General features: G+C 59.5%; 14 protein-coding genes and 4 pseudogenes. 7 read left to right on the forward strand and 11 right to left on the reverse strand.

Annotated elements, in window-relative coordinates; all coding sequences use genetic code 11:
• A pseudogene (locus A6U98_RS35390) lies at window positions 1-791 on the forward strand (PTS sugar transporter subunit IIA); the annotation flags it as partial.
• Between the two features lie 70 nt (window positions 792-861).
• Here A6U98_RS35390 and A6U98_RS00700 read toward each other — a convergent pair.
• Both A6U98_RS00700 and A6U98_RS37450 read right to left on the reverse strand, forming a co-directional pair.
• Window positions 862-1,161 (reverse strand): hypothetical protein, encoded by a 300-nt coding sequence (locus A6U98_RS00700; protein ID WP_064647175.1) that lies wholly within the window; start codon window positions 1,159-1,161, stop codon window positions 862-864.
• Window positions 1,162-1,494: 333 nt separating this feature from the next.
• Window positions 1,495-1,821 (reverse strand): annotated as a pseudogene (locus tag A6U98_RS37450) (hypothetical protein); the annotation flags it as partial.
• 221 nt (window positions 1,822-2,042) lie between these two features.
• Here A6U98_RS37450 and A6U98_RS00705 point away from each other — a divergent pair.
• From A6U98_RS00705 to A6U98_RS00720, 4 genes are all read left to right on the forward strand, one after another.
• The gene (locus tag A6U98_RS00705) at window positions 2,043-2,921 is read left to right on the forward strand and encodes an alpha/beta hydrolase (protein WP_064647177.1); all 879 of its coding nucleotides are present in this window, start codon (window positions 2,043-2,045) and stop codon (window positions 2,919-2,921) included.
• 557 nt (window positions 2,922-3,478) lie between these two features.
• Entirely contained in the window at window positions 3,479-4,060 is a 582-nt protein-coding gene (locus tag A6U98_RS00710; RefSeq protein WP_064647179.1) for a TetR/AcrR family transcriptional regulator, read from the forward strand.
• Window positions 4,061-4,113: 53 nt separating this feature from the next.
• The gene (locus A6U98_RS00715) at window positions 4,114-5,208 is read left to right on the forward strand and encodes an NADH:flavin oxidoreductase (protein WP_064647181.1); all 1,095 of its coding nucleotides are present in this window, start codon (window positions 4,114-4,116) and stop codon (window positions 5,206-5,208) included.
• A 42-nt stretch (window positions 5,209-5,250) separates the two neighbouring features.
• Window positions 5,251-5,601, forward strand: coding sequence for a DUF1330 domain-containing protein (locus tag A6U98_RS00720; RefSeq protein WP_056541577.1), 351 nt, complete (start codon window positions 5,251-5,253; stop codon window positions 5,599-5,601).
• 535 nt (window positions 5,602-6,136) lie between these two features.
• Here A6U98_RS00720 and A6U98_RS00725 read toward each other — a convergent pair.
• The 5 genes and pseudogenes from A6U98_RS00725 to A6U98_RS00740 all read right to left on the reverse strand — a co-directional run.
• Window positions 6,137-6,690, reverse strand: a pseudogene (locus tag A6U98_RS00725) (IS30 family transposase); the annotation flags it as partial.
• Between the two features lie 225 nt (window positions 6,691-6,915).
• Complete coding sequence (locus A6U98_RS00730) at window positions 6,916-7,299, reverse strand: hypothetical protein (RefSeq protein WP_064647183.1); 384 nt, start codon at window positions 7,297-7,299, stop codon at window positions 6,916-6,918.
• A 101-nt stretch (window positions 7,300-7,400) separates the two neighbouring features.
• Window positions 7,401-7,611: pseudogene (locus tag A6U98_RS37455) on the reverse strand (hypothetical protein); the annotation flags it as partial.
• A gap of 15 nt (window positions 7,612-7,626) precedes the next feature.
• Entirely contained in the window at window positions 7,627-8,520 is an 894-nt protein-coding gene (locus A6U98_RS00735; protein ID WP_064647185.1) for an alpha/beta hydrolase, read from the reverse strand.
• Window positions 8,521-8,532: 12 nt separating this feature from the next.
• Window positions 8,533-9,351 (reverse strand): enoyl-CoA hydratase/isomerase family protein, encoded by an 819-nt coding sequence (locus A6U98_RS00740; protein WP_064647187.1) that lies wholly within the window; start codon window positions 9,349-9,351, stop codon window positions 8,533-8,535.
• A gap of 97 nt (window positions 9,352-9,448) precedes the next feature.
• On the opposite strand from A6U98_RS00740, the gene A6U98_RS00745 reads away from it, so the two are divergent.
• A complete protein-coding gene (locus tag A6U98_RS00745) occupies window positions 9,449-10,354 on the forward strand; it encodes a LysR family transcriptional regulator (RefSeq protein ID WP_064647189.1) in 906 nt (301 codons plus the stop codon).
• A 197-nt stretch (window positions 10,355-10,551) separates the two neighbouring features.
• Here A6U98_RS00745 and A6U98_RS00750 read toward each other — a convergent pair whose 3' ends face one another.
• From A6U98_RS00750 to A6U98_RS00760, 3 genes are all read right to left on the reverse strand, one after another.
• Entirely contained in the window at window positions 10,552-11,265 is a 714-nt protein-coding gene (locus tag A6U98_RS00750) for an IS6 family transposase (RefSeq protein ID WP_064647191.1), read from the reverse strand.
• 355 nt (window positions 11,266-11,620) lie between these two features.
• Complete coding sequence (locus A6U98_RS00755; protein ID WP_064647193.1) at window positions 11,621-12,265, reverse strand: HD domain-containing protein; 645 nt, start codon at window positions 12,263-12,265, stop codon at window positions 11,621-11,623.
• Between the two features lie 159 nt (window positions 12,266-12,424).
• On the reverse strand, window positions 12,425-12,844 hold the full coding sequence (locus A6U98_RS00760; protein WP_064647194.1) for a cupin domain-containing protein: 420 nt from the start codon (window positions 12,842-12,844) through the stop codon (window positions 12,425-12,427).
• An 88-nt stretch (window positions 12,845-12,932) separates the two neighbouring features.
• Between A6U98_RS00760 and A6U98_RS00765 the strand changes: the two genes are divergently transcribed.
• On the forward strand, window positions 12,933-14,360 hold the full coding sequence (locus tag A6U98_RS00765; RefSeq protein WP_064647196.1) for a PLP-dependent aminotransferase family protein: 1,428 nt from the start codon (window positions 12,933-12,935) through the stop codon (window positions 14,358-14,360).
• 32 nt (window positions 14,361-14,392) lie between these two features.
• Here the strand turns inward: A6U98_RS00765 and A6U98_RS00770 are convergent, their stop codons facing one another.
• Window positions 14,393-15,367 (reverse strand): NADP-dependent oxidoreductase, encoded by a 975-nt coding sequence (locus A6U98_RS00770; protein WP_245304471.1) that lies wholly within the window; start codon window positions 15,365-15,367, stop codon window positions 14,393-14,395.
• Between the last annotated feature and the right edge of the window lie 52 nt (window positions 15,368-15,419).

The raw sequence follows: 15,419 nt of genomic DNA on the forward strand, positions 1-15,419 counted from the left end.
CAACGGCCGACTTCGTCACAGCCGCGCGGGCGCTGGGCGCCACAGAGCGGCAGATATTCTGGGAGACCATGTTGCCGAATGACATGAACAACGAAGTGCCTATGCCCGACGGTAAGGTGGAAACCCGCTTCCGCGGTGTTCACGTTACAGAAAGCGAGCTTATGGTTCCCGATCGAATAGACGGTATTGGATCGCCAGGCTTGCCCGGCTACATGGATGCACAGCATGATAAACTATTCAGGCAAGCTGTGAATAACGCCAGATCATCGATTGCCGCGCCTCTTCCGGCAAACGCGCCGATTTGGAGCTCGAACTCTCCATACGGAGACTTTTCCTACGGCGGTTATTCTTGGAATAATGATGTATGGGGAACCGGCGCCGGGCCTCAGACGATTTCGGTTCATGCAGGCAAACAGTGGAGCGTTTGGTCGAACCAGCCTAATACAGATGGCATCAAGAGCTATCCCCACCAGGCGTTAAATATCGAAAAACCTCTCAGTTCAATTAATACTCTGACTTCGAGCTTCAAGACACTGAAGCACCCCATCTCGTTCGACGCGCCCGACGACAGGAAAGTCAATCTGCTGCTCGGCGTGATATGGCCTCGCGACAGCAGGGAAGGATTCGTTCCCGCGCTGTCGCGATCCGTCCGCCTGCTTCGCCAGCCTGGCTATCGGGAATGCCTTCGCAACGCGACGTCGTCGGCCGAAGCCCACGCCGGGATCGAAGCCTTTGAGGCGGGAAGTGGCGGGTCCCTTCGGTACGCCCCTTCCAAGGGGCGGAAGGCATGAGTCGATAGCGCTTCCGCGCGGGCCGCGGGACTCCGGACGAGGGTGCGAATGCGGGTGCGCGTCCCGAAGATCAGGGCACCCGGTCGTTCGCGACTATCCCGCCCTCGCCCTCCATGCGGGCGATGCGCTTCGCTTCCGATTCCGTGAACTTACGCCGTACCCCGATGCCGCCGCCGTTCTCCTCGATGAACACCGCGCCAAGTTCTTCAAGGGCTGCCTGGAGGGCCGCGATGGTCTTGTCGTCAGGCTCGTAGTGCTTGTGTTCGAAGTCGCGGATGACGGCTTCATCGATGCCGGAGCGGATGGTGAGCTTGCCGCGGGTGATCTCGACGAGTGCCCTCGCCGCCCGGCATTGCGAACCAGTTATCATTCTCTTCTCCTTCAGTCCTTAATGGCGGGCCAGTCTTCTCCTGCCGCCGTCCGGAAGCAAGGGGCGCCGGGCCCGGGTCGCGGCCGTCACGTGTCGCCGGAAGGCTCGCCGTAGTGTGGCAGCGACTAATTCCAATGCAAGGCCCCGAAACGGATCGCTAGGGCCACGACGAAACCAGTTACGATCGCCGGCCAGCGCCAACCGGTCACGCGCTTTCAGGCCGTTCTCGGCAGCCGCGAGCAGCCAGTGGGCGATGGGGAGCAATCGCGACTCACGATTGCGATCCCGGCGGCTGCCAGCGTCCAGTGCTGTTTGCCGCCGCCGCTCACCTTAATCCAAGTCGATGATGCGTTGACGCGCTTCACACTGACGCCGCGGCCCCCTGAGTGCGGAACGGGCTATACTGATGAAGGTTGTCGCGTGAAATGGACGCTCGACAAAACTGACATTGCCCAAGATTTCCGGCAGTCTCGCCGCCGATGGATTGCGTTCTGGACCACCGCCGCGCCCCGTCAGAATTACGAACGGAAGATAGGACCAGCTTGGTTGTTTTTCAATCCAGAGCGCAATGGAGCGTAGATCAGCTGCGCGTGAGGCCCCCTCCGTGACTACTCCAAAGGCGATCAACGGCACGCCAAAGCCAGTGTTTGCTATTTTGATCGCGCGAAGCTTGCAGCCGTTGCACAGGTGCTGGTTTAGCGTTCTTGTATTCCGCTCCCATGCAAGCCGTGGATGACCGTTCGACGCCACGAGTGGTCAGGAGACTCGACGTCTTTCAAAAGATCGTGTTGTCACCGGAGTGTGTGTGGTCGGGCTCGCTAGCTCAGGCTAATTGCGTAATTCGGTGAGTACGAATGCGCTCTGTTGATAAAGGCTGATCAATGTCGATTTTGAATACCCTGAGTTCCGGACATCATGTCGTCGATATCGATGGAATTCGCCAAAGTTTTCATGTCACGGGCAAAGGGCCGGTGATCGTGGTTCATCCCGGCGGCCCAGGAATTCACTGGCAATATCTTCGCATGCCCCTCTTGGAGCGCCATTTTACCATGGTGTACCTTGAGCCGATTGGTACAGGTGGTTCAGGCCAATTAGCAGAACATCCGCACGGCTATACTATTGAACTCTTTGCAAATCAGCTTCGCAGATTTCTTGAGACGCTCGACATTTCTAATGTCATCCTTCTCGGTCATTCGCACGGCGGTTTTGTCATCCAGGAACATACGAGCGGAAGCCCCGATCGCGTATCGGGGATGATCTTGTACTCATCGTCGGCGGTGACAGGCAATGACTTTATGAGGAACGCCGCAAACGGCATTCAAGCCTTTGCTGATCGCCATCACGCCGATGGGCCAGCGGTACTCCAAGCTTGGCAGTCGGTCCCTAAGATGTCGAGCGATGACGACTATACAAAGATAATGCGCGACCTACTCCCCGCTTACTTTGCCGATGGTGTCCGAGAGAAGCTTGATCTTGAAGCGTTTCGCGCAGGGATTAACGCCACACTTCTCATTGGCAACAACGAACCCTTTGATGCTCGATCGAGACTTCAAAATCTTTCCGTGCGGACGCTAATTCTCACAGGTGATCACGATTTCATATGCGGGCCTAAATGGGGCGAAACCCTGCATGACAGCCTTCGAAATTCCGAGCTGGTACGCTTTGCCCATAGCGGCCATTTCGCTCATCTTGAGCAGCCGGAGGAATTCCTCGCCTCGGTACTTGCATTCGTTAAAGCTCATAAGCTAACCCCGCACTGAGGCCTTAGCCAATCTCAGCTTCCTCGCAGGATCGTCACTCCGCATGACTTTGTTTCCAGATGGACATTACGTTGCCGTCGGTTGGCTAGCCTTCTCGACATCTTAGAGTTCGCCGATCCGGTGTAAGGCTGGGATCTCGTCGTGCTGCCAGTAAATGATTTTCAGCCAGATGCGGCAGGGCCGCTGTTCAACCTTCATTCCCCGGGGCGTCCACAGATGCCCCTTTAATGTTCAGGGGCCTGGATGGTAACGAGGTGGCTCACATGATCCGCAAGCGCCAATTTTCAACCAGTGGCCAATCGGCATTTCAGCAATTCGCCGCACTCGCTGCATAACTGTGTCCAGCGATGGCCGCTTCTGCGATCTTTTCAAACGTTTGCGACAAAACCCGCGCGGCTTCTGAGCAGTACGTGAATGAGAACCAGTCTTGGAGGGGAAGTGGCGTCACCCCGCCGGAGCACTGATACTCGCATGAATCTTTCGGCGCCCCCTTGCAAAACCGCCCGCGAACGTTTAGATGATTGTTATCATCCATTTGCTAGGGAAGGTGAGCCGCCATGCGAAACAGCGCAGCCAAGAAAGACGCTAATCGCCAGCTGATCTTGCAGGCCGCAGGACGGCTATTTCGAGAAAAGGGCATCGAGCAGGTCGGCGTGGCGGATGTCATGAGAGCCGCTGGAATGACGCACGGCGGATTCTACAGGCATTTCTCGGACAAGTCGGATTTGGCAACGCAAGCCATCAGCCAAGCCTTAGCCGTGCAGCAGGAGGCAGCGATCAACGGTGCTCCTGGCATTCCCGCACTTGCAGAGAGTTACCTGAACTCCGAGCACCGGGACAGCATCGGTTCAGGCTGTGTATTTGCGGCCCTTGGCTCGGAGACGGCCCGCGGACATGATGCGAGCCGTGCGGCGATGTCGCAGGCCATTCGCAGCCAGATCGATTTTCTTGCGGCAGGGGCTGCCGGCAAGACTGACGAACAGCGGCGACAGATAGCGGTCGGCAGTTGGTCCGCAATGATCGGCGCCTTGATCCTCTCGCGGATCAGCGAAGATGCCACTCTCTCAGAAGAGATTCTCCACGAAACCAAAGGTTGGCTGCTCAGCCAGCAAACATCTATCTCGGCCGATCGCCCGTGAGCGTCGGCACGAAAGCAAGTACGCAAGCGCGATCGAATTGAGGATTCTGCACCATGAACGTCACCCCCCTTTTCCGTCCCTTTAAGCTTGGGCAATTGGACCTGAGAAACCGCATCGTCATGGCTCCGATGACGCGGAAGCTAAGTCCAGACGGCGTTCCGGGTGAGGATGTATCGCAATATTATCGGCGTCGCGCCGAGGGTGGTGTCGGATTGATCATCACCGAAGGCACGACTATCGGGCGTCCTGCCGCCTCAAGTAGTTCGTCTATCCCGAATTTCCATTCACCCGACAGCCTCGTTGGCTGGGCAAAAGTAGTGAGGGAAGTCCATGCTGCCGGGTCGCGAATTGCGCCGCAGCTCTGGCATCTCGGCAACCTCCGCGCAAAAGGGACCGGACCATCACCGGAAACGCCCTCTGAAGGCCCGAGCGAAACGGAATCTGGGGCGAGGGCGATGACCGATGCCGATATCGCCGATAGCATTGCGGCGTTTGCCACGGCTGCCGCGGCCGCTCGCAAGATTGGATTTGACGCGGTAGAGCTCCACGGAGCCCATGGCTACCTCCTCGACCAGTTTTTGTGGTCGCGCACAAACGGCCGCGCGGATGCTTACGGTGGCGACGCGGCGCAACGGACGCGATTTGCGACAGATGTCGTCCGGGCCGTTCGTCAGGCCGTCGGACCTGACTTCCCGATCATCTTCCGCTTTTCGCAATGGAAACTTCAGGACTATGCGGCAACGCTCGCGGGAGATGCTGTGGAGCTTGAGCAGGTTCTAGGCCCACTCAGCGACGCCGGGGTCGATATTTTTCATGCTTCGACGAGGCGCTTTTGGGAGCCGGCATTTACGGGCTCCTCACTTAATCTCGCGGGATGGACCCGCAAGATCACAGGGCGGCCAACGATCAGCGTTGGTTCGGTTGGCCTCTCTGGTGCCGATTTCCTCGAACAGCTGCTCGGCGAGTCAAATGGCGCACCGCTCGGCACGCTGGAGGAACTGTTGCGACGCATGGAAGAGGAAGAATTCGATCTGATAGCAATCGGACGAGCCCTCATCAGCAACCCGAACTGGCCGAACGCCATGCGGCGGGGGGATTTCCAGGCGCTGTTCCCCTTCGAAAAGTCGCATTTGGCTTCACTCGCCTAGCATCGACAGTTTCCAATTTAATCCATCAACAGGAGTTAAACCTTGACTACTTATCTGATCAACCACCTGCGAATCCCCGGCGACGTTCCCAATGACCAGGGCCTCACTTATCTCGAAAGCGTTGAAGCAACAGTTGCTCCATTTGGCGGTAAATGGCTTGCGCAGGGACCTGCGACCGTTGTCGAGGGGACTTGGTCTGGTGCCGTCGTCCTCATGGAATTTCCGAGCCGCGAAGCAGCTGACACCTGGTACAATTCGCCTGAATACCAGGCTATCCTGCCGCTTCGCACGAAGAACTCGATCTCCGACCTTATCTTGATCGATCAGTTGCCTGAAGGCTTCACCGTCAAGGGCTTTGCCCAGGATGTCCGGCGCGCGATCGCCGGCGCCTGACCCAAAACAAGTCGCTGCGCCGCGTCACGCGGCGCAGCACAAGATGACGGGTTCTGTCGCGCGCTGCTGCATGGACTCATGACTGTTAGACCGCCTGCGAGACCAGGAGATAAAAACACACCAGCCGGCGGATGGGCCGCTCCGCATGAAGTTGGCTCCTCACCAAGCGGTTGGTTCCGTTGTGAGCAATAGGCTGTAGTTCCACTGGGCTGTTAGACGCGGGATCCCATTCATTTGATTGAGAGGGAAGAGCCGTCTCATCTGCATCCGCAACGAAGACTGCGAGTAACCTTGCTGCATCGTCTCGTCGCATTTCACACCGGCTGGATCCCACCAAGTGGTTCAACGCGTAGGTCTTTTTTGTCAGACGCCGCCGTCGAACGCCGACTGAGAGATCAGGGCCTAGCCCGGGCGATCAATGGATTTCACGGACGTTCCTACCATACGAACGAACGGAGAAAGGCGATGAAGCGAAGCGCGGACACTTGCGGAGGCCGAGGGCGCAGTCCTCCGCCACCTATCCTCATGCGCTATTTGCACTGAGCTTGGCTTGGCTGTGTACGGACAGGTCGGTGCGGCGTGGGAGATACTGGCGCAGCAATCGATTGGTGTTTTCATTCGAACCGCGCTGCCAGGGTGATCGGGGATCGCAGAAGTAGATCTCAACGTCAGCGGCCATTGCCAGACGCTGATGGTCGGCCAGTTCCTTGCCCCGATCCCAGGTCAGTGATTGAAGTTCGCACGGTAGTTTCTGCGACTGCTTGATAAGGGCAGAGACCACGCTTTCGGTATCCTTGTTTGCGACCTTGATCAGCATGACATAATGCGAGTGACGCTCGACCAACGTCGCTATGTAGCTGTTCCTCGACCCGCCGATAAGATCGCCCTCCCAACGACCGGGAACGGCACGGTCTTCGACAGACGCAGGTCTCTCGCTTATGGAAATCGCATCTTTGATCTGGCCCAAGCCGCTCCGTGTCATGCTGGCATGCCGGGAACGACGGATTGTTCGTCTTGCCCTAAGGTGTTCGAGAATTCGTTTTTCAGCGCCCCGCGGGCCTGTACGTACAGGCTGCGGTAGATCGTTTCGGAGAGGCGCGAAAGCGACCAGGAACTCCTGGGGCCGCGCGGGGCAAGACGCTCGCGAGGCGGGACCTGCTGAACCCGGCGATCCTCCACACGGTTAGCACTGCCAGAAGAGAGACCTCCAAGTCAAATTGCGCGGCAGGGTAAGTTTGTCGGGTGTCTTATGGCCGATTGTGCTTGCCCTGTTGCCAGTGCGGGACACGTAATCCGCGGTCCGGCGCGATGCCGTTACGGCCGGGCGACATGCCAGACGCCTTCGGCGCCGTCACCATGGACGTCTCCCGGCTGGGAATCGAAGTGATAGGTATAGAGCGGCGCGCCGTTATAGGCCCACTGGGTGACGCCTGTCGGCCGCGTGACGATGCTCCAAGGGCCGGAAGCCTTGGCGCCGGCCGGTGCTTCGAACGGAGGCCAGGCGAGAGCGCAGATCAGGGTGCATTCGGACTTTCCGGGCTGGTCCTTGTCGAAGGTGTAAAGCGACTGACCATCGGCATCCGTCAGCAGCTTGTGCTGTCCGATTGTTGCGACGGCAGCGGGCGACATGGTCTTTGCCTCTGCCAGCGATGCCGACATCAGGGCGAGGCCGAGGGAAACGAAGAGGGTTCTGGTCATTGCAGACATTTCGAGGTCCTTTCTGTTGTTGCTCCGAGCCGAATGGGGGTATGCGGCACGGGCGGCGTGTGTTTGGGGGAGGGTTTCAGTCTCGCGGGCACCTAACCCTTGGGGGCGAGTGCCGTCGGCACCGGCAGAATGAATTCCGAAGCAACCTTCAGGTCGTATTGTCTTCGACGGCGCGCATCGTGCCGTCGCGATTCCAGTCCCCTCCAAACTGAATCCAGTCGATGATCATAAGGAAGGGCTTGGGCGTCCGCCCTGGCTAGCATAGGAGACGGTGATGTTCATCGGCGCGTAGGATTCGGCCACCGTCCCTGCAGTCTATCAAAGGTGGGACCGGAACCAGTCGATGACGGCTCCCGATGAGGTTTCGAATTCCCGCTCGTAGGGGTCAAAGTGGCCGCCCTGGATCATGACGAGACGCTTGGGATGCAGGGCGCGCTCATAGGCCTTGAGTGCAAGATCGGTCGGGGCGGTATGGTCGTGGTCTGCCACGATCACCAGAAGCGGGGTGGGAGAGACGCGGTCTATCCATTCGCCGGGGGCATACATGCGGGACCAGCGGGTCGAGCGCAGCGTGACCTTGTTTTCCCATTTTCCGGCGGGCGCTTTCTTCAGGTAGAAGTCCACGGCGTCGGTTGCCTTGTAGGACGAGTTCTGATCCGCCTCCGTGCTGACGATCACCTGCATCGCGGGCGGCTCGCCGCGAAGCTGGGCAAGGTCGTCGGCGGCCAGCAGCGCTTCGAGATCGGCCACTTTTTCCGAGGGTACCCGGCGCAGGCCCGAGGCATATCCGTCGATCGTTGGAACCTGGGCCGCGATCGCCTTCAGGCGGCGGTCGGTCGCACCGAGGACGATGGCGTGGCCGCCGGCGAAACTCGTTCCCCACAGGCCGACGCGATTTTCGTCGACTTCGGGGCGCTGCTGCAGATACGAGATCGCCCGGCGCCAGTCGGTGATCTGCTGCCACGGGTTGACGTCATGGCGGGGTTGACCGCCGCTGTCGCCAAAGCCGCGATGGTCATGCAGCAGCACCACGAAACCGGCCTTTGCGAAGGCTTCGGCAAAGGCATCAATGCCGTGATACTTCGTACCGGCATAGCCATGGGCCATGGTGATGGCCGGAAGCGGTTGCTGCTGGCCCTGCGGTATGTAGAGCCATGCGGATAACTCGATACCGCCCTCTGCGGGAAAGCGAACGTCTTTTTTCGTAAACATCGGTCGATCCTCTCATTGATCCAGTGAGCCCAGCAAGGGGGCAAGGCTAAGCTCTGCGTCTCGCGTCTGAAAGCCGTGCTCGAATGCGCGTCGAATGCGCCGTCCGGCCTCTTCATGGCGCAGGCTTTCGCCGAAGAGGTCGGAGTCGCGCCGGAAGTCCTCGATCGGCGCAAGGGTGGCGGCGTTCACCCGATCCTTGATAGCGGCGAGCCCCGCAGCCGGGAAGCGCGCGATGCGATGGGCCAGCGCGGTCACGAAATCGGCAAGCTCCAGGGGCGGCAGCGCCCGATTGATCCAGCCGTAGCGCTCGGCGGTATCGGCATCATAATCCTCGGCGGACAGCATGATTTCCAGCGCGCGGCCGCGGCCGACAAGCGGGGCCAGATGCTGGACGCCACCGGCGCCCGGAAGCGCGCCGAAGGCAGCCTCGATCTGGCTGAAGACCGCCGCACCCCGGGCCGCGAAGCGCATGTCGCAGGCAAGGACAAACTCGCTTCCGGCGCCCCGGGCGCGACCCTCGATCTGGGCGATCGATATGAGGCGGCTCTGGCTGAGGTGGCGGAACAGGAGACCGATGGAGGGTTCGCCTGCGAGCCTTGCGGCCTCGTTGCGATACTCGCTGACGCGGGTCACATCGACGTGGGAAATGAAAAAGTCGGGATCGGTGCTGCGGAAGACGACGACCTTGATGTCAGGGTCGCTCTCGGCATGTTCGATCAGCGATACGAAATCCCGAACCAGTTCGGGGCCGATCAGGTTCATCGGCGGTGCGTCGATCTCTGCAAACAGGACGCCTTCAGCACTCTTCGTCTTGATGGTTTCGAGGTTCATGGCAGCAACCCTTCCTTGGCATGGTTTAAAATAAACCCTTCCAAGGCTGAGCAGCAGCCGTTAAAAACGAGAAGCACCCTTTCATAGGTGGAAGGATATGGATCGCCTCGAGGCAATGACAATATTTCTGGCGGCCGTGGAAACGGGCAGCCTGTCGGCGGCCAGCAGGCGCCTGCGTATTCCCCTGGCGACGGTGAGCCGAAGGGTGTCCGAGCTCGAAGACCATTTGAAGTTTCGCCTGTTGGTGCGGGGCAATCGCAAGCTCACGCTCACGCAGGCCGGGCGGACCTATCTGTCCTCCTGCCGACGGATCCTCGAAGACCTGGCCGAAGCGGAACGCGATGCGGCCGGCGAATACGAGACGCCGCGCGGCTTGCTTACGGTCAGCGTGCCGCAGGTTCTGGGGCGCGTTCATGTGATGCCGGTCGTTGCCGAATTCCTGCGCGAATACCCCGACATCCGCGTCAGCGTTCAACTCACCGACCGCAAGATCAGCGTGGGAGAGGAAGGCGTCGATCTTGCGCTTCGCGTCGGCGAACTTCCAGACAGCAGCATGATCGCCTTGCGCGCCGGTTCGTTCGGCCAGGTCCTCTGCGCCAGTCCATCCTATTTCGAGGATCGGCACGTTCCGGAACATCCTGCGGATCTGGTCGCGCATAGCTGCATTGGCTATGAGGGTCTGGCAACCGGAACGCGCTGGGAGTTCGGCTCCGGCACCGCGCGCCGGACCGTCGAGGTGCCGTGCCGCCTTCTCGTCAACTCGATCGAGGCAGCGTTGAGCGCCGCGCTGGCCGGCGGGGGGATTGCGTGCGTTTTGTCTTACCTGGCCGATGAGCTGGTCGAGGCGAAAAAGCTTGTGACCGTTCTCGACGCTCACGCTCCGCCTGCCATCCCGGTCAGCTTCATTTATCCCGGTCAGCGCCAGGTGCCACTCAAGTTGCGCGCATTCCTGGATTTCGCAGTCCCGCGGATGAAAGACAGATTGCGGTACGGACAGCACTAGAACTGTCAGGCGAAAACGGGGGAGCGCCCGTCATCGGGCGGCGGACGTCGATCTGTAGCAGCCAGTGGCCGGTGCAACCCTCACGCCTCGGCGCCTGCCATCCGGTCCATTAAAGAGCATCTGTTGCGCGATCTAGCTCCCAAAGGTGGCGTCGCCTTTACGGATCGTAGCCGCGGGCAAGGCGCGCGTCCCGAATTTCAGAGCACGGTCGACAATGCGATTTCACGCCAGGTGTTGACGGCGCTGGCGCGGAGTTGGCGGTGGTCTGCGGCAGTGAGATGTTTCCGATGGAGATGAAAGAGGTTGGCGACCTGGCCATGAACCGAGACGAAACGTTGACATTGCCGCGCCGATTTGAAGCGCATCATCCGCCTCTCTCGTCGCCGCAGCGGAAGATGAGAATTTGCGGCCCGGTTGTTCAACCCCTTGTGCGATCGATGCTCAACGCCGGGTATCAACTCAGCTTTCGCGGCAGCATAGGAGCGCAGCTTGTCGGTGACCATCACCCTCGGCGTGGCACCCTGGCTTTTGAGCAGTTTGCGCATCAGCCGCAGCGCAGCGCTCTTGTTCCTACGGCTTTGTAAAAGCGCATCGAGAATAAAGCCTTCGGCATCGACGGCACGCCACAGCCAGTATTTCCTGCCCTTGATCGATACCACAAGTTCACCAAGATGCCATTTGTCGGCAAAGTTGCCGCGTGATCGCCGCCGGAGTTGATAAGTGAACTTGAGGCCAAATTTCACCACCCATTTCGACACTGTCTGAAACGACACTGCAATCCCGCGTTCGGCAAGCAGGTCTTCGACATCGCGGAGGCTCAGCGGAAATCGGCAATAAAGCCACACGGCATGGGCGATAATCTCGGCCGGAAAACGATGGCGGTGGTAACGGGCAAGCGGTTCTTCGGTCATGCTGGTCGAATATCACCTCGATCAGCAAAATCCGTTAAGGCGACGCCACCTTTCAGAGAGATTTCTCTGTCTAAAATAGCAGCCAATCGCTCGGAAAAAGTGTCCTGCGACTCACGGTGTTCTTGGACAGCAATCTTAGCGAAGCTAGATCGATATCGCCGGATCCTCGACGGGGACCGCCCAAGATGAAGACATCGGCGACTGAAACCAACGAGGAGATCGAAAACGATAAGCTGGCTCCTGAGACTAAATCCAGAAGCCACTCTCGCCACCGGATAAGGCGGCATTTCTTTGTTGGCGCACGGCCCTATAATAATACGCGGTCGGTTTCCTGAACCAGTATTCGCCGCCGGAATCAGCCGGGCCAGCTTGAACCCAGGATGACGCTGCACATATCGACGCGCTGAAACTTCGGGTCCTTGAATGCCAGCACGTCGTCATTGAAGGTGCCGAAAGTGGTGTGGGGCCGGTGCTTCATGCCGTGATAGAACGCGTCGATGATCCCGTGCTTAAAGTTATCCTCACGCGGAAAAGCCTGGACGACAGCCTGCCGTTCCTCATCGGTGAACTGATCATAGCCGCGGCCGGCCACATCCATGCCGGCGCCGCTCTGAAGCAGCGCGATCTCGGGATCCATGAATTCCGGTATGCCGGGCGTGGTGTGGAGAGCGACCGCGTTCCAGACGATTTGCAGGTCGTTGTTGGTGATGCCGTAACTCTTGAGGAAATCCCGGGCAGCATTGGCCCCATCGACCTCAAATCGCAGCTGGCTGTTCTCGTAGCGCGCCGTCAAGCCGATGTCGTGGAACATCGCAGCCGTGTAGAGTAGCTCGGGATCGAAGGTCATGCCTTGGCGGCGTCCTGTTATGGCGCCCCAACAGAAGACGCGCGCAGAATGATGGAAGAGCAGGTCGCCCTCCGTGTCGCGAATAAACTGCGTCACATCGCGACTGAGTTTGCTGTCAGGAATTCCTAAGTTGGAAAGCTCGTCTGTGTTCATATCAGTATCTCCTTTGCTGCGAGCCCGGTCGATAAACTAGCACCCGGCTGGCTAGGCGGCTCAGCATGACTTGGGATATCCCGCCGCGCGGCTCGGTGCCTTGTGGAGCGATATGGCTGTCGTCCACCGGCTTGTCATTGGTCAGCGCCCGGATCGCATTCATTTGATCGGCGTGGTAAGGGTGGTCTCGGCTCCATCCACGACGAAGACTGCGAGCAACCTGGCTGGTTTTGTCTTGCTCGCGTTGCGGCTCACCGAGTGGACCGCACCGGGTGGTTCAAACCAGCTGTCGCCGACCTTGTAGATCCTGGTTTGGCCGTCGTTCACCTTCGATTCAATCGCGCCTGCAAGCACATAGGCGTAGATGAAGGCGGATTTGGCGTGGCTATGTGCCGGCGATGCTGCGCCCGGTGCATAATCGACCTCTACGACACGAAACGACTTACCGGGGATATTACCAATCGCCTGATCGAATTTGGGTATGACCGTTTCGACCTGGCCGTCATGGGCAAAGGTATGCCCGCCAAGAGTAAAGGCGAGTGCGACGCAGATCGCGGGGAGGATGGTGCGGATTTTCATGGGTTTCTCCTTCTGATGCTGGAAAGATGGCCAGCCGGAAGATCAGAATAAAGTACCAAGAACGAAGCAAAATCCTGTACCATGGCTCATGAACAAGCCATTGAACTTTAATATCGATCGGTCAGCCAAAACGTCCCTATCGGAGCAAATCCGAAAAGCGATGGCCGTGGCTATGGAAAGCGGGGTGTTGGTGCCCGGCGCACGCCTGCCGTCATGGCAGGATCTTTCTGCCCAACTCGGTGTCGCGCGGGGAACGGTTCGAACTGCATACGCAAAACTCGCCGCCGCACAACTGATCGAAGCGTCCCGAGCCTCAGGTACCCGGGTTGCGCAGCGCCCTCATGCGGTCAAAAAAGGCGACCCTCTGCCACAGGCAGGTTCGTTTCTGGAGACCTATCTGGAGATGACGCAGGGACCGGCGTTCTTCCAGATGGGCGTCCCGGCAACCGACACCTTCCCAGCGACGTTGTTCTCACGCATCCACGCGAAGGCTGCCCGCACAAAGGCAGGTGCGTTGCCTCTTTATCCCGATCCGCGCGGCGAGTTCGAGCTCAGGCGCGAAATCGCCTCCTACCTCGCCGTCGCCCGAGGGATAAACTGCTCGCCCTCGCAGGTGATTATCACCGGTGGATTCGGCGCAGGCCTCGGCTTGACGCTCAGCGTCCTTGCTCTGGCTGGCCATGCCGCCTGGGTCGAAAATCCGGGCTTCCCCTGGTCAAGAAAAGGCCTTGAGCTTTCCGGCCTATCACTCGCACCAATTCCCGTCGATGCGGATGGCATGGATATTGATTTCGGATTGCGTCAGCATCCCGACGCCAAGATTGCTATCGTCACTCCAGGGCAGCAAGCACCTCTTGGGCCGACGTTGTCGCTTGATAGACGTCTGCGTCTTCTGGAATGGGCCAGCAACGCTGGCGCTTGGGTCATCGAAGACGACTATCTGAGCGAGCTTCAGTTGACGGGACGCGCCGCGCCGGCGCTGGCATCACTCGACCGGGGTGGGCGCGTCATCCACATCGGCTCGTTCAGCAAGACGATCAGCCCGGCAATACGGCTCGGTTTCGTCGTCGCACCGGCCGATCTCGTCGGCCGGTTCTCTGAGATGGCAGCCTGTCTGTCGCCGGCCCCTGGACCTGCGATACAGGTCGCCACCGCAGAGTTCATGCAGGAAGGTCACTATATCCGCCATCTGCGCCGAACCAAGCGCGCCTACGCAGCCAGGCAAGAGGCGCTGCTGGATTGCTTGCGGTCGCGTGTTGGTGTCGATAGCGCCGAGGCGACCGGTTTGGCCGTCTTACTGAGATTGCCCGAGGATGTATCAGACGTGGCAGCTGCTCGCGCAGCTTTCAGCTTCGGAATGTCACCATCGCCGCTGTCGGCCTGGTACGTGTCGTCCGACGACGCGGCACCCGGGCTCCTACTCGGCGTCGCGACGACGCCGATGAAGAACCTTGCCCGCTCCTGCGATCGGCTGCTCGAGGTGATACGTCAGCCGCGCGTGCCCGCTTTACCCTAAACCAGCTCTACGCGATCTTGTCGGGCAGTTCTTTAGACGGAGAGAACGATCTTGCCGCCCGGCGCACGACGCACCCCGTCCAGCATCAGATGAGCCTCGTACGCTTCCTCAAGCGGGAGGATCGTCCCGACCCGCGTCTTCAAAGCGCCATTGTCGATCAGCTCGGCGATCTTCGTCAGCTGCTCGGTTCCGACGCTGACCAGAAAGAACGCCGCTTCAACCCCATGCTGGCTGGCAAGATCCTGTTCGGGCGGTGAGACAGCCGAGACCAGTTTTCCGCCGCGCCTCAGGACCTGAAACGAACGCCTTTGCGTTTCGCCGCCGACGAGATCGAGGACAGCGTCCACATCGCGGGCAACGTCTTCAAAGCGCTCGCTGTGATAGTCGACCAAAATATCTGCGCCCAGTTCACGCAGGTAGGGAAAATCTTTGCCGGCGGCGGTGGCGATGATCTCGATGCCCGCACGTCTCGCAAGCTGCACGGCGTAAGCGCCGACATTTCCGGCGGCGCCATGGATGAGCACCTTTTGCCCGGCGACGAGCTGCGCTTGATCAAAAAGGCCCTGCCAGGCCGTGACGGCGATCACCGGTATGGAGGCAGCCTCTACGTAGCTGATCGTGGCAGGCTTGCGAGCCACCATCTCCGCCGACGCCACCGCGTACTGCGCATATGCGCCGATGAACCTCGGATTGGTTACGCCATAGACCGGGTCGCCAACGGCAAGACCGGCCACACCGGCGCCGATGGAAACGACGTCTCCGGATAGATCAGAGCCGAGCGTCAGGGGCAGGGGCTGAGGCAAGGCGCTCTTGCCTGCCCTGATCCATCCATCCCATGGGCCCACTCCAGCGGCCTTGACCTTGATCAGCACCTCGCCTGGATCAGGCACCGGCTTCGGGACAGACTCGAATTTCATAGCCTCTGGCGAGCCGAAGTTATGGACGCGCCACGCCATCACGGATGCATCCCTTTGTTCGGGATTTGGATTGGTGGTTTCGAATGTCATCATGAACTCCTTGAGTTTGCTTTTCGTGAAAGCTCGGAACTTCTGCCTGTCC

Source organism: Rhizobium sp. WYCCWR10014 (assembly GCF_001657485.1).
Lineage (GTDB): Bacteria > Pseudomonadota > Alphaproteobacteria > Rhizobiales > Rhizobiaceae > Rhizobium.